The 12,855-nt window shown below is 64.3% G+C and carries 13 protein-coding genes; 9 read left to right on the top strand and 4 right to left on the bottom strand.

What is annotated here, in order from left to right:
• Nucleotides 1-3: 3 nt before the first annotated feature.
• On the bottom strand, nt 4-657 hold the full coding sequence (locus AB6N07_RS10835; RefSeq protein WP_370677816.1) for a TetR/AcrR family transcriptional regulator: 654 nt from the start codon (nt 655-657) through the stop codon (nt 4-6).
• 243 nt (nt 658-900) lie between these two features.
• Entirely contained in the window at nt 901-1,167 is a 267-nt protein-coding gene (locus tag AB6N07_RS10830) for a hypothetical protein (protein WP_370677815.1), read from the bottom strand.
• A gap of 564 nt (nt 1,168-1,731) precedes the next feature.
• Here AB6N07_RS10830 and AB6N07_RS10825 point away from each other — a divergent pair.
• Entirely contained in the window at nt 1,732-2,007 is a 276-nt protein-coding gene (locus AB6N07_RS10825; protein ID WP_370677814.1) for a hypothetical protein, read from the top strand.
• Nucleotides 2,008-2,175: 168 nt separating this feature from the next.
• Here AB6N07_RS10825 and AB6N07_RS10820 read toward each other — a convergent pair whose 3' ends face one another.
• On the bottom strand, nt 2,176-3,300 hold the full coding sequence (locus AB6N07_RS10820; RefSeq protein WP_370677813.1) for an ROK family transcriptional regulator: 1,125 nt from the start codon (nt 3,298-3,300) through the stop codon (nt 2,176-2,178).
• Between the two features lie 217 nt (nt 3,301-3,517).
• Between AB6N07_RS10820 and AB6N07_RS10815 the strand changes: the two genes are divergently transcribed.
• The 7 genes from AB6N07_RS10815 to AB6N07_RS10785 all read left to right on the top strand — a co-directional run bounded on the left by AB6N07_RS10815 (nt 3,518) and on the right by AB6N07_RS10785 (nt 9,947).
• Nucleotides 3,518-4,753 (top strand): extracellular solute-binding protein, encoded by a 1,236-nt coding sequence (locus AB6N07_RS10815; RefSeq protein ID WP_370677812.1) that lies wholly within the window; start codon nt 3,518-3,520, stop codon nt 4,751-4,753.
• An 81-nt stretch (nt 4,754-4,834) separates the two neighbouring features.
• Nucleotides 4,835-5,872, top strand: coding sequence for an ABC transporter ATP-binding protein (locus tag AB6N07_RS10810; protein ID WP_370677811.1), 1,038 nt, complete (start codon nt 4,835-4,837; stop codon nt 5,870-5,872).
• On the top strand, nt 5,869-6,726 hold the full coding sequence (locus AB6N07_RS10805; RefSeq protein ID WP_370677810.1) for an ABC transporter permease: 858 nt from the start codon (nt 5,869-5,871) through the stop codon (nt 6,724-6,726). The genes AB6N07_RS10810 and AB6N07_RS10805 overlap by 4 nt, the downstream gene beginning before the upstream one ends.
• Nucleotides 6,723-7,556 (top strand): ABC transporter permease, encoded by an 834-nt coding sequence (locus AB6N07_RS10800; RefSeq protein ID WP_370677809.1) that lies wholly within the window; start codon nt 6,723-6,725, stop codon nt 7,554-7,556. Before AB6N07_RS10805 ends, AB6N07_RS10800 begins: the two co-directional genes overlap by 4 nt.
• A gap of 185 nt (nt 7,557-7,741) precedes the next feature.
• The gene (locus AB6N07_RS10795; protein ID WP_370677808.1) at nt 7,742-8,479 is read left to right on the top strand and encodes a glycerophosphodiester phosphodiesterase family protein; all 738 of its coding nucleotides are present in this window, start codon (nt 7,742-7,744) and stop codon (nt 8,477-8,479) included.
• Nucleotides 8,476-9,252, top strand: coding sequence for an inositol monophosphatase family protein (locus AB6N07_RS10790; RefSeq protein WP_370677807.1), 777 nt, complete (start codon nt 8,476-8,478; stop codon nt 9,250-9,252). The genes AB6N07_RS10795 and AB6N07_RS10790 overlap by 4 nt, the downstream gene beginning before the upstream one ends.
• Nucleotides 9,253-9,257: 5 nt before the next feature.
• Nucleotides 9,258-9,947, top strand: coding sequence for a DUF1868 domain-containing protein (locus tag AB6N07_RS10785; protein WP_370677806.1), 690 nt, complete (start codon nt 9,258-9,260; stop codon nt 9,945-9,947).
• 183 nt (nt 9,948-10,130) lie between these two features.
• Here the strand turns inward: AB6N07_RS10785 and AB6N07_RS10780 are convergent, their stop codons facing one another.
• Nucleotides 10,131-10,712, bottom strand: coding sequence for a hypothetical protein (locus tag AB6N07_RS10780; protein WP_370677805.1), 582 nt, complete (start codon nt 10,710-10,712; stop codon nt 10,131-10,133).
• A gap of 264 nt (nt 10,713-10,976) precedes the next feature.
• Here AB6N07_RS10780 and AB6N07_RS10775 point away from each other — a divergent pair, with 264 nt between their 5' ends.
• Entirely contained in the window at nt 10,977-12,791 is a 1,815-nt protein-coding gene (locus tag AB6N07_RS10775) for an adenine deaminase C-terminal domain-containing protein (protein WP_370677804.1), read from the top strand.
• Nucleotides 12,792-12,855: the final 64 nt, after the last annotated feature.

Genomic DNA, 12,855 nt, shown 5'->3' with positions numbered 1-12,855 from the left:
GCTTCATCCCCGGCTTTCCAAGGGGAACGGGCCCACCGACGCTTCATTTTCCAATACCGCCGTGACGACGCGCGACAGGATGGTCTCGGCGCGCTCCACATCGTAGTCGGGGTTGAGGCCCATGCGCAGGATGACGCCATCGGCAAAAGCGACCAGCGTCATCATGATGGTGTCGACATCGGCGTCGGCGGCGATCTCGCCCGTCGCCTTGGACTCGGCGAAGACGGAGTACATCAGCTTGCGGTTTTCCTCTTCGCACTTGGCAAAAAAGGCGCCGACCGCCGTGTTGCGCATGCTCTCGACATAGACCTCGAGCATCATCTGCACCGCCCGGCGGTCGCGCATCTGGTCGATGTAGGCAAGGCCGCAGCGCAGCAGGCGGTCGTGCAGCGTGCCCGGTTCCAGCATCACTTCCAGAATGCGCCGGCCGGCCCGCTGCTCCTCCTCGGCGATCGCCTCGATGATGGCGTCCTTGGAAACGAAATAGCGGTAGAGCCCGCCGGGGCTCATCTTCGCCTCGGCGCAGATCTCCTGCATCGACGTGCGATGAAAGCCGGCCCGCGAGAAGCACGTGCGCGCCGCGTCCAGAATATGGGCGCGTCGCTCGTCCTGCTGCGTGGATTGGACCTCGGATCGCTGAGGCGCAGTGAAGTTCATGAAGGCTCCCCCAAGAGCGCCCGAAAATGAGAACGAACGTTCGTTCGTATAAAATCGTGTCCAGATAACGTCAATGCAAGGGGATAGCCGGCTGATCGTTCACCCGGCATTGCCGATGAGGTGCGCTGACATCGGGCCGGCGTAACTTGAACGTTAACGGCTTGTGTCAGTTTGATTTATCGCCGCGGCCCCGCGATCGCACTCCGCCTAGCAATGGGTCTGATCGAATACGGATAACGACAGTCAGCTTTGCTTTTTGACTTGCAGCCTTTTGAAATCGGGTTCATGCTCCTGTTTGTCTGCAACAAACGAAAGGAGGTGACCGGTGAACTTACGCAATCGATCCTCGATTGAGGCAAGAATTCGCTGGACATTAACTTCCTTGAGTGACCTCCAGAACTGAAAATTGCCTGCCTGTCGTTGCGGTAATCCCATGAGCGCCGCACGAAGACTGATCGTCGCGCCCCCTTTATTTAGAGTGGGTCGCGTCATCGGGTCGAGGAAACGCATGCCTCGTTCCATCCCATCCAGATGGAGCGGGGCATGTTGTTATGGGCGGAGTAGCATTCAACTTCCCGTGATCGACTGATATCCACCGTGCCGTGGCTTCGCTATGAGCGCGCCCAACCGAGCGCGCCGTTGTGCGGCGGGTTGGCAAGGCGGGATCGCGGTTTACGCGCCGGCTATCGCCCGGCAGCGTTCGTTCGGGCAGATATCGGCGGATCTCCGACGACCAACTGCCCCACCCTCTACCCTTCTGTGATGCCACAGCCGGACGCCACACGCGGCAGGACGCACACCCGCAGCTATGACTGGCAGCTGACCTTGCGACTTCTACGTGCTGCCAATTGATAGGATGCGTCTTCGACGGAATGATCGCACACTGTCCGCGTTGTTTGTGTTGGCAGACGACGTCCCGCAAACGGTCGTTGGCGGGTGGGCGGCAGTAGAATTCCGCGATCATCCGGAAAAAATTGAGATTTATTCCGGAACGTCAAGTCACTCCAATACTGCGATGTGACCGACCGTCGCATCAACGCCCTCGCAAAACCCAAAAAGATCGGGAGGCCAATCATGGGTTTATATACAAAGAATGGACTTCCACTTCAGGAGGACGAGTTCTACATCTTCACCAGCTCCGGCATGGCGGTTGGCCAGCGTCGCGGTGACAAGGTCTTCGGCCCGCACGGCCGTTACGTCGGCACGATTGTGGACGACAGGCTGGTCTACAGACAGGCCGACAGCCGGTGCATCGGAGCACCGTTTTCGATCTCCGATCGTATGGGCTACGACGCCCAGCAGGCGGCAAGCTCGGCGACCTTGGGAGACGAGCCGCGTATTCCGCAATAGTCGTCATCGAAGGTGTGGTCCACCTTCAAGCATCGCCGAGATGAGTTCTCAGCGCTGCTCGAAGCCATTGAAAACGCCGGCCATCATGACCGGCGTTTTTTGCATTGGAATGAAACGACACTCCACCGGCTCTCAGTGCCCGACCCAGTAGAATTTCGAGACTGGCTCTCAGGGAAAAAACACCGCGTCGAGTGGCAGCATGGCGGCGCCGGCCGCCGCTGGATCGACATTGGCTTCCGACAGAACCAGTTTCGGCAGCGCCTGCGCCACGCCATAGCGCCAGCCGCCCCAGTGGGTCGTGCGCTCGATCAGCATCTGCCCCAATTCGCGCGGGATCTGGCCGCCGTAGACGATGGCTTCCGGATCCACCACGCCGGTAACCGCGTTCACGGCGCGATCGAGCTGCGGCATGACACGCTCGACCCAGGCCTCTACGCCAGGCCAAGAGGGATCAAAGCGCTCCTTGAGGTCGGCGACGGAATCGATCCGGATGCCGTTCCGGCGGAGTTCGTCGATCAGATACCTGAGGGCGGGCCGGTTCTCTCCCTCGTCGTCGGGGCGGTACATCCGCATCTCGCCGGCGTTGCGATGGGAGCCGAAATAGGGCTTGCCGTCCAGGATCAACCCCATGCCGAAGCCGTAGTTGAAGGAGAAATAGGCAAAGCTGCGCGCCCACAGTCCGGCACCGCGCATCTTTTCACCGATGGCGCCGGTGGTCGCGTTGTTCTCCACCCAGATCGGTAGCCGGAAATAGGCTTCGAACTCCGGCTTCAGGTCGACGAGCGACCAGTCTCGCAAGGGTTCCGGGGCATTAATACCCCCGTCGGGTACAAAATAACCTGATATGGCAAACCCGATGCCGATGATCCTCTCGGACGCCACCGCGTTGCGGCGCACGATGCGATCGATGGCATCCCTGATCGCCTCCAGCGACACGCCGCGGCTGAGCGGTGGTTCGCGCAGAGTGATCTGCTCCACCGTTCGACAGGCCAGATCGACCAGGCAGATGGTGATCGAATCGGTATTCACCGAGATGCCGATCGAGAAGACGGCATCACGCTGGAGTTCCAGCACCGCGCTCGGCTGGCCACGGCCGCGCTTCAACGGCGCCCCCGCCCGCACCAGCCCGCGCCCGACCAGCGTTTCGACGATGCGATGCACCGACTGCTGGGCCAGATCGACGTGTTGCGTCAGGTCGGAGCGGGCGATCGGCTCGAACCGCCGGATGACGTCCAGCACCCAGCGTTCACTGGAGGGCAGAGGAGATGGCGGACTGGCGACGCTGCTGATCACTGAGAGACTCGTTGGCTTTAGGACAAACTACCCGCGCCGGTGATTTATGTCACCTGCCACAGCGAGCCCTGCCAATGACGGCAAAATCAACCCGCGCCGCCAGCGATCTCACCCCATAGGAACGGCTCTTCACCGCCTCGGAAGAAGCGTCATATAAATATTACATACGATGGGTAGTAATCATCGGCAGCCGCCCAACCCACCCCGGGAGCCCACGATGAACCGTCTCACCGCCTTTGCCCTCGCAACCACCTGTTTGATCGCCACTCCGTCGCTGGCCGATGCCCAGCCCGGCCTGAAGCACGCCAGCCCCGAGCTGGCGGCCGTCACCCGCGACACCTTCTATGACGTGGTCGTTCCGCTCGCCAAAGCCGAGGGCACCGTTGTCATGTACAACTTCGCCGGCAGCTTTGCCGACACCTGGAATGAAGGTCTTCTCAAGCGCTTTGAAGCCAAATACGGCATCAAGGTCGTCTATTCCGACGTGAAGGGCGATCAGGCCGACCAGCAACTGATCGCCGTCCAGAAGGCCGGGCAGGACTCGCCGGTCGATGCCTATTTCGCCGGTGGTGGCGACTATCCCATCCTGGCGCCGTCCGGCGTGATCGGCAACGTCAACCTCGGCGCCATCCTGCCCAACCTTGCCACCGTTCAGAGCCAGTTCAAGGACGTGGTGTTCGGCGTCGATGTGCACGGCACCTACCCGATCGTTCATCGCAACCAGACCGCCATCGGCTACGACAGCGCCGTGGTGTCGGACGCCGACCTGCCCAAGGATTTCGACGCGCTGCTCGCCTGGTCGACCAGCCATCCGCACCAATTTGCCATGACGCTGCCGGCCAAGGGTGGTTCGGGCGGCGGCTTCCTGTTCTCGGCGGCGCTCAACTACACCACCGGCGACTGTCGGGCCCGCCTTCTCGACTACAGCAAGACCAAGGACGACAACGAGGATTTCGCCCTCAACGACACCTGCCTCACCCCGGTGTGGGATTATTTCGGCAAGCTGCTCGATAGCGCCGAGCTGACCAACGGCAACGCCGACACGCTCAACCTGATCAACAACAAGCAGGCTGCGATCGGCACCGTCTGGGAAGATCAGGTGCTGACCTTCCTGCGCGCCAAGCAGCTGCCGGAAAGCTTCCGCCTGACGCTGTTGAAAAACGGCCAGGTCGGCAGCGGCGATGCCTTCTTCGTTCCGACCAACGCCGTGCATCCGGCGGCGGCCATGTTGCTGATCAACGAAGCCTTCGGCATGGAGTTCCAGGCCTACAAGATGGAAACCAAGGCGTCGCGCTCACCACGCAACGATTTCGACGCCACCAAGGTATCGGCCGAAACGCGCAAGTATCTGTTGCCCGACGCGGTCTACCCGTCTCTGTCGGTGCCGGCCAACTGGCCGATGGCCAACGCGCTGGCCAAGGCGCTCGACGAGAAGATCCTGTCCAAGCGCTGACGTCGCCTTCCCCCTGAAGTCCCGCCAAACGGGATGGAGGCCATCGCCCCCATCCCTTCATGGCAATTTGAGACGAGACCCATGGCCGAGCTTCAGCTCCATTCCGTCGGCAAGCGCTTCGGCGACACCGTCGCCCTGCACCCCACCTCCCTTGAGGTCGAAAAGGGCGAATTCGTCACGGTCCTCGGCCCATCCGGTTGCGGCAAGTCGACGCTCTTGCGCATCCTCATGGGCATCACCGAGGCATCGAGCGGCGAGATCGTCCTCGCCGGCAAGCGCATCGACGCGCTGCCGCCCGACAAGCGCGACATCGCCATGGTCTTCCAGTCCTATGCGTTGTTCCCGCACATGTCGGTGCGCAAGAACCTCGCCTTCGGGCTGGAGATGCGCAAGGTGCCACGGGAGGAGCAGCGCCGCCGCCTCGAGCATGCGCTCGAAATCTGCAATCTCGCCGCCTACGTCGACCGCATGCCGCGCCAATTGTCTGGCGGCCAGCAGCAGCGCGTGGCACTGGCTCGCGCCATCGTCATGCAGCCGGCCCTGATGCTGCTCGACGAGCCGCTCAGCAATCTCGACGCCAAGCTGCGCGACAGCCTGCGCCACGATCTGGTGGCGCTGCATCGCCAGACCGGCTCGACCAGCCTCTACGTCACCCACGATCAGGCGGAGGCCATGGCGATGTCGGACCGCATCGTGGTGATGAACGCCGGTGAAGTGGTGGAGATCGGCACGCCGGTTTCGCTCTATCGCAACCCGCGCCACGTGTTCACCGCCAGCTTTCTCGGCCAGACCAACCTGTTGCCGGTTGACACCGCGAGCCGGCAGGCGCGCCTGCCCTGGGGCGACGGGGTGCCGCTCGACAGCGATCACCGGGGGCCGGCCGTCGTGTCGCTGCGCCCCGAGAACCTGGCGCTCGCCCCGGACGCCGGCGGACATGGCGAAATCACCGCCGTCTCCTTCATGGGCGCGCAGGCCAACTATGTGGTGCGCATCGCCGATTTCAACCTGAAGGCCAGCCGCTCCGGCGGCGAGGCGCTGTTGGAGATCGGCGCCCGCGTGGCCGTGAGCGTGACCGGACCGGTATCGCTTCTGGCCGAAACGGCGGGAGCGGCGGCATGATCGGCCTCCATCGCCGTCCGCGCCTTGAGCTCGCGCTATTGCTGCTGCCCGGCGCCGGCTTCCTCATCGCGCTGTTCGGATTTCCCTTGCTGACGGCGCTGCTGGGCAGCTTCGGCCTCGTCGGCGACGATCCGGCCCTCACCCTCAAGTTCTACGCCCGCATCTTCACCAGCGCGGTCTTGCTGCGCAGCCTCGCCACCTCGCTCTACTACGGGGTGGTGCCGGTCGTCGTCACGCTGGTGCTGGCGATCGGGCTGGCGCTGGCACTGCGACGGCATTTTGCCGGCCGAAAGCTGTTCAACGGCCTCTACAAGATCCCGATGGCGGTGCCCGGCATCATCGTCGCGCTCCTGGTGCTGACGCTGATCGAACAGGGCGGCTTTTTTGATCGTCTGCTGCTGCCGCTTGGCCTCAAGCTACCCAAGATGGTTCGCGACCCCTGGGGCATCGGCGTCATCGCCGCCACCACCTGGAAGCAGCTGCCGTTCATGACGCTGGTGATCACCGGCGCCTTCGCCGCCATTCCCGAGGACATCCGCCAGGCCGCTCGCACGCTCGGCGCCGGCTCGATCCGCACCTTCCTGCGCGTCGAGCTGCCGCTGGCCCTGCCGGGCATCACGGCGGCGGTGCTTCTGACCTTCATCGGCTCCATGGGCTCGTTTGCCATCCCCGACCTGGTCGGTGCCCCCAACCCGCTGCCGCTGTCGGTGCGCATGGTGCGCGCTTTCGCCGAGGGCGACATGGGCCAGGTTTTCGCCATCGGCATGGTGCTGTCGGCCTTCGCCTTCGCCGTTCTCATCGCCTACTACGCCCTGACCTCCAACGTCGGCGCGGCCAAGGGAGACAGTCGATGACCGACCGTTCGCCGACGATGGAACCCCGGCGGCCGCTGGTCGCCACCACCCTGTTCCTGGCGCTCGCCGTCACCGTCGCTCTGCCGGTAATCCTGCTGGTCGTCTGGAGCCTCTCTGGACGCTGGAGCTACCCCAATCTGCTGCCGGATACGCTCTCGCTCGACAACTGGCGACAGGTTCTCGGCGATGACGGCATCGGTCGCGCCACGTTCAACAGCCTGCTGATCGCCGTCGGCGTCACCCTTCTCACCACCGCCCTTGCCCTGCCCACCGCCTGGGCCATGGCCAAGACACCGATGCGCGGCAAGCGGGCGCTGGAACTATTCATCCTGGCGCCGAGCATCATCCCCGGCATCGTCGTCGGCGTCAGCGTCGGCCAGGTGCTGCTGACGCTCGGCATCGCCTACACGACCTTCGGGGTGATCCTGGTTCAGACCATCGGCACGCTACCGCTGATGATCCGCCTGATGACCGCCAGTTTCGAGACGCTGCCGGACGAGTTGATCCATGCCGCCCGATCGCTGGGCGCCGGTCCCCTGGCCATTCTCCACCGCCTGATCCTGCCGCTGGCCGTTCCCGGCCTGATGGCCGGCGGCCTCCTGTCCTTCGTCGGTTCCTTTGAGGAATTCGACAAGACCTTCGTCACCGGCGCGCCGGTCATTCAGACGCTGCCGACCAAGCTCTACACCTACCTCGACCCCTATTCGCTCCAGTTCCCGCTGGCCGCCATCGTGTCGCTCATCCTGCTGCTGCCGGTCCTTGTGGTGTTCATCGCCGCCGGCCGCATCATGCGCGACGATCTGATGGCCGGCGGCATGGGCAAACTCTGAGAGCCTGAGCGGAAATTCTACTGGGGCGGGCATTTGGCTTAGTCTTCTGCGCTTCCGGTGCTCACGGACAGGAAGTCCGCTGCGCTCCGGTTCTCGAAGCCGTCGCCACCTGCCGCACCCCAGCGAATTTCAGCTCAGGCTCTGAAACCTATCATCCTCCAACTAGCAAGGCTGTTTTCGCTCCCATGTCCGCACAGAATCCTTTTGTCGTCGAGCGCCTGATCGCCCATCGCGGCGCCAGCGCCCACGCCCCCGAGAACACGCTCGCCGCCATGCGCGAGGCCAAACGGCGCGGCGCCGAATGGGTGGAAATCGACGTCAAGCTGACGCGCGACCAGCGCCCCGTCATCATCCATGACGACACCGTCGACCGCACCACCGACGGCCACGGCCTTGTCGCCGGCATGACGTTTGACGAGATCCGCAAGCTAGACGCCGGCAGCTGGTTCGCGCCGGAATTTGCCGGCGAGCGCATCCCGACCTTCGCGGAGCTGCTTGAAACCGTGCTGGAAGAGGACCTGTCGTTGCAGGTCGAGCTGAAGCCGACGGCCGGCGACGACTGGGAGACCGCCGAGATCGCCTGCACTGAGCTCAAGCGGCTGTGGCCCGAGGGGCGCGGACGCCTGTTCATCACCAGCTTCTCGCGCGTCGCCCTGGCGCGGGCCGCCGAACTGCTGCCGGACGTGCCGCGCGCCTTCGCCGTGGTGGTCCCGCCCAAGGACCCCGAGGCGCTGCTCCGCGCCGTCAACTGCCAGATCCTCCATTGCACCAGCGACCTTCTGGATGCCGAGGCCCTGGCGCGCCTTAACGCCAGCGGCATCGAGTTTGCCACCGCAACCATCGACGACCTCGCCGAGGCGCGCCGTCTGATCGCCGGGGGCGTGCAGACCATTCTCTCCAACGTCGCCGATCTCCGCCCATGACCCGCCCGCTCTCTGCAAGGCACGCGGCGGCCAACGCGCTGATGGCCGAAGCCGGCCGGCGCGCCCTGCGCCTGTTTCAGGCCCGGGAAGACCTTAGCCTCTCCGCCAAGGCGCCGATGGACTTCGTCTCCGAAGCCGATCGCGACATCGAGCGCTTCTTCAAGTGCGAATTAAGGATAGCCTTTCCCGGTCAGCCGCTGGTGGGCGAGGAATACGGTGGCGAGGCGTCCGACGACTGCTGGGTGGTCGACCCGATCGACGGCACGGCCAACTTCCTGCGCGGCAGCCCGCTGTGGGGCATTTCGCTGGCCCACATGCGCGACGGCCAGCCCGACCTCGGCGTCATCCACTATCCGGTCCTCGGCCTGACGCTGTCGGCCGAGACGGGCTCCGGCCTCTGGGTGGACGGCAAGCCGGCCAGCCGCGACGCCCGCTTCGACGCGGCGCGCGTGGTCGCCGTCGGCGAGAACACCCGCTGGACGCCGGAAGCCATCGCCGAAGTGGAGCTTCATCTGCGCAAGGCGCGCTGGGGGGTGACCGGCTTCCGCTGCGCCTCAATCTCGCTGGGCTTTGCCGCCCTTGGCCGCGTCGATGGCTACATCGAGCGCTACACCAGCCTTTGGGATCTGGCCGGCGGCGTCGTCATTTGCGCCGAAGCGGGCCTCAACGTCCGCTGGGGCGGCGAACTCAAACCGCAGGGCCTCTGGGTCATGGCCGGCACCCCGGCCCTGATGGACCAGATCGCCCCCATTCAAACCTCAATCACGGACTGACGAAAATGGCGATTTCCACGGTAAAGCCGCTCGATGTCGGGCGGAAATTCCACGCGGACGGCAAGGTCCGCACCTATCCGGGCAGCACCATCGTCTGTCATGTCGCCGCCGAGCGGGCGCTGGTGGAAAAGCTCGACCGCCTCTACGACCGCCTGCGAGCGGCATCGGCATCCCACGCTTACACGCTGCTGCCGCCCTCCAGCTGGCACATGACGCTGTTCGTCGGCATCTGCGATCAGGATCGCCGCCCCGATCGCTGGCCGGATCGCATCGCGCTCGATGCCCCCCTCGATGAGGTGACAGCCACCATCGGCGAACGGCTACGCCAGGAACCATTCGGCGGACCACAGCGCTTCCGCATGCGTGTGGCGCGCTTCGCCCCGCTCACCGACGCCCTCATCCTGCGCCTCGAACCGGCCTGCGCCGATGACAATGCCGCCATCCGCCAGTTACGAGACAGGATCGCCGACCGCATCGGCATGCGCCTTGACGGCCACGCCGACTACACCTTCCACATCACCATCGGCTATTTCGTCGCCGAGCCGACCGACGATGCCTTCGTCGAACTGGCCGACCTCCTCGCCGAGGAACTCGCCGACATGCGCGCAAGCCTCCCGCCCTTCGAGGTCGGCCCCGGCGAGTATTGCCTGTTCAACGACATGTTCTGCTTCCAGCGGCAGTTCTTCCTGGAATAGCGGATAAGCGGACACCGGTTGTCGCAGCCGGCGTCCAAGCCTTTCAAGCCCAACCGAGCTGCCTTGCCTGCGAACCGCTGTCGCGCGGGCCATGGCGGCTTCCCGGCCGATTGGATCAGCGTGACGAACAGCGGAGCCTTGACCCAGCCCTGACGCATGACCGGTCCAGCAAACAGCGCCGCCTCAGGTCCCAACAGCCGATCGGTTTCTCAGTAAAAACCGCAGCAACACGATGAAGAGGCCCAGCGCCAAGACGCCGATTGAAGAACCGAACCACATGGTCGCCTGCGCATCGCTACACTGATGGCCAAAAGGGCAAACATGTAGCGAGTCAGCCCAGGCTGCCAACGCGGCTAGAGAGAATAGCGCCGAAACTGGCAACAGAACGCAACATGAAACACCTGCCACAAAAAAGCAGAAAACCTTCAGTGCGGGCGAAAATAGATCGAACGCGGATTCATAATCATCGTCGAACTGGTTCGCCGGTTTGTTCAAAAATGACCTCAGGGAATAAATCAGAGCCGAAAGCACGAGAACGGCAGCCAAAGCGTACAGCACTCGGACCCATGGCTGATTGTAGCAGGCCGTGCCAAAAGCGCCCGCCGTTCCTTCAGGATACTCTTCCAAACAGATGGCTTCCGCTTCGCTATTCTCCCCCGACCCCAGTGCGGCAAATGAAAACACGATGAAGAGCAGCAGAAGCAGCTCGTTGACCACGAACCGGCAAATTCCGACGAGGGCTTTCTTGTAGGTCGCAGCCTGCATGTTCCTAATAGCCTTTTTCACATCGCCGAGGCGGTGCAGCCGAGAAAGCAGGCGATGGACGAATAGCGACTATCTCTACCCTCCCTGGCGCGCACCTCAGCAATGCTCGTCAAGGCTGAACGTACATCGGCAACTTCATCGCGGGCAACATCAAGCTCGGCGCGCCCCCACTTTTGTCTTGAAACGCCATCATCCGTGGTTACGATGTCTTGGCCCCGCTCGGGCCGACCGAGGGGGCATTGTTGAATCGAGCCCGAGGTCCGGATGTCCAGCACCGCCAAGCCGACGCGTTTTTCCGTCAAGCCCCTGCACCTGTTGACCCGTCGCCTCGCCGACGTGGCGTCCGGCCGCGCCGATCCAGACATGGTGATCACCGGTGCCCGTGTCCTGTCCACCTATTCCGACCGCATCTTGAATGAACGCGAGATCTGGGTTTCCGGCGGCCGCATCGCCGCCGTCTTGCCGGCCGGCAGCTACCGGGGCGGCGCGGCAACGATCTATGACGCCCGTGGTGGCATCATCGGACCGGGCCTGATCGATCCGCATATCCACATCGAAAGCTCGATGGTGACGGCCTGCGCCTATGCCGAGGCCGCGCTTTTGAACGGCACCACCACCATCTTCTGCGACAGCCACGAGATCGGCAACGTGATGGACGTCGCCGGCATCGAGGCGATGATGGAGGATGCCCGCGAGGCGCCGCTGTCCATCTTCCATACGCTGGCCTCCACGGTGCCCGCCACCTCGCCCGAGATGGAAACGGCCGGCGGCGACCTGACGCCGGAGAAGATCGCCGCCCTGTTCGACAAGTGGCCGGAAGCGGTCGCCCTCGGCGAGAAGATGGACTTCGTGCCCGTCACCATGGGTGACGAGCGCAGCCACGCCATCATCGCCGCCGCCCTGTCGCGCGGCCGGCCGGTGTCCGGCCACGTCTACGGCCGCGAGTTCGTCGCCGCCTATGCCGCCTCCGGCGTCACCGACACCCACGAGGCCACCGACCGCGACATCGCCGACGACCTGCTGGAAGCCGGCGTCTGGATCTTCCTGCGCGGCGGCCCGCCGACCACGCCCTGGCACTCGCTGCCCGAGGCGATCAAGACGATGACCGAGCTCGGCGCCTCGCCGCGCCGCATCGCCGTCTGCACCGACGACCGCGACGCCGAGGACCTCCTGGCCTTCGGCCTCGACTGGGTGGTGCGGCAGGCCTACAAGATCGGCGTTCCACGCACCACAGCCTGGGCGCTGGGCTCGATCTCCGGCGCCACGCGCTATGCCATGGATGGCGAGATCGGCGGCCTCGGCGGCGGCCGGCGCGCCGACCTGGTGCTACTCGACGACGATCTGGTACCGCAGAGCACCTGGTACGGCGGCGAGCTGATGGTCGACCACCGCTCGATCACCCCGACGCTGGAAGCCAGCCTCGAAGCGCGCTACCGCTACCCGGACGCCGCTTACGCCACCGTGCATCTGCCGAAGACGCTGAAGCTGACGCCCGAACTGCCGACCGCGCCGCTCACCGCCAACGTCATCCGCACCGAGCTGCCGGGCATCGTGCTGAAGCACGTCAAGCTCGAGCTCGAGCCGGCCAACGACTGGCAGACGCTGTTCGACCGCCACGACCTCGCCTTCGTCACCGTCGTCGAGCGGCATGGCAAGTCGGACGGCAACATCGCCCATGGCCTGTTGCAGAACTTCGGCCTGAAGCACGGCGCCGTCGCCTCCTCGGTCGGCCACGACAGCCACAACATCATCGTCGCCGGCACCAACGAGGCCGACATGCGCGTGGCGCTTCAAGCCATCGAGGCCGAGCGCGGCGGCATCTGCGTCGTCCGCGACGGCGTGGTGACGGCCATGGTGCCGCTGCCGGTCGCCGGCCTGATGTCCGACAAGCGCGTGCATGTCGTCGCCGGCGAAGTGCAGGCGCTGAAGGCCGAGTGGGAAAAGGCGGGCTGCACCCTGCCCTACATGGGCTTCAACCTGATCCCGCTGTCGGTCATCCCGGAAATCCGCATCACCGACAAGGGCATGGTGCTGGTGCCGGAAATGACCCAGGTGCCGCTGTTTGAGGCGGCGGAGTAATAAGCCCCCGCTTCGATCGTGCCGGATCGCGACCGAAGCGGATTGTGTTGTTAAATCAGATATA

It is taken from the genome of Pleomorphomonas sp. PLEO (assembly GCF_041320595.1).
In the GTDB taxonomy this organism is placed as follows: domain Bacteria; phylum Pseudomonadota; class Alphaproteobacteria; order Rhizobiales; family Pleomorphomonadaceae; genus Pleomorphomonas.
The sequence above is the reverse complement of the archived record's forward strand: the minus strand, read 5'-3'. Positions and strand labels throughout refer to the sequence as shown.

Excerpts from the sequence above, each read along its gene's own strand:
- AB6N07_RS10790 (WP_370677807.1), top strand. The coding sequence starts at position 8,476 with ATGACCCGCCCGCTCTCTGCAAGGCACGCGGCGGCCAACGCGCTGATG.
- AB6N07_RS10810 (WP_370677811.1), top strand. The coding sequence starts at position 4,835 with ATGGCCGAGCTTCAGCTCCATTCCGTCGGCAAGCGCTTCGGCGACACC.
- AB6N07_RS10835 (WP_370677816.1), bottom strand. The coding sequence starts at position 657 with ATGAACTTCACTGCGCCTCAGCGATCCGAGGTCCAATCCACGCAGCAG.
- AB6N07_RS10780 (WP_370677805.1), bottom strand. The coding sequence starts at position 10,712 with ATGCAGGCTGCGACCTACAAGAAAGCCCTCGTCGGAATTTGCCGGTTC.
- AB6N07_RS10795 (WP_370677808.1), top strand. The coding sequence starts at position 7,742 with ATGTCCGCACAGAATCCTTTTGTCGTCGAGCGCCTGATCGCCCATCGC.
- AB6N07_RS10785 (WP_370677806.1), top strand. The coding sequence starts at position 9,258 with ATGGCGATTTCCACGGTAAAGCCGCTCGATGTCGGGCGGAAATTCCAC.
- AB6N07_RS10815 (WP_370677812.1), top strand. The coding sequence starts at position 3,518 with ATGAACCGTCTCACCGCCTTTGCCCTCGCAACCACCTGTTTGATCGCC.
- AB6N07_RS10825 (WP_370677814.1), top strand. The coding sequence starts at position 1,732 with ATGGGTTTATATACAAAGAATGGACTTCCACTTCAGGAGGACGAGTTC.
- AB6N07_RS10775 (WP_370677804.1), top strand. The coding sequence starts at position 10,977 with ATGTCCAGCACCGCCAAGCCGACGCGTTTTTCCGTCAAGCCCCTGCAC.
- AB6N07_RS10800 (WP_370677809.1), top strand. The coding sequence starts at position 6,723 with ATGACCGACCGTTCGCCGACGATGGAACCCCGGCGGCCGCTGGTCGCC.
- AB6N07_RS10830 (WP_370677815.1), bottom strand. The coding sequence starts at position 1,167 with ATGCGTTTCCTCGACCCGATGACGCGACCCACTCTAAATAAAGGGGGC.
- AB6N07_RS10805 (WP_370677810.1), top strand. The coding sequence starts at position 5,869 with ATGATCGGCCTCCATCGCCGTCCGCGCCTTGAGCTCGCGCTATTGCTG.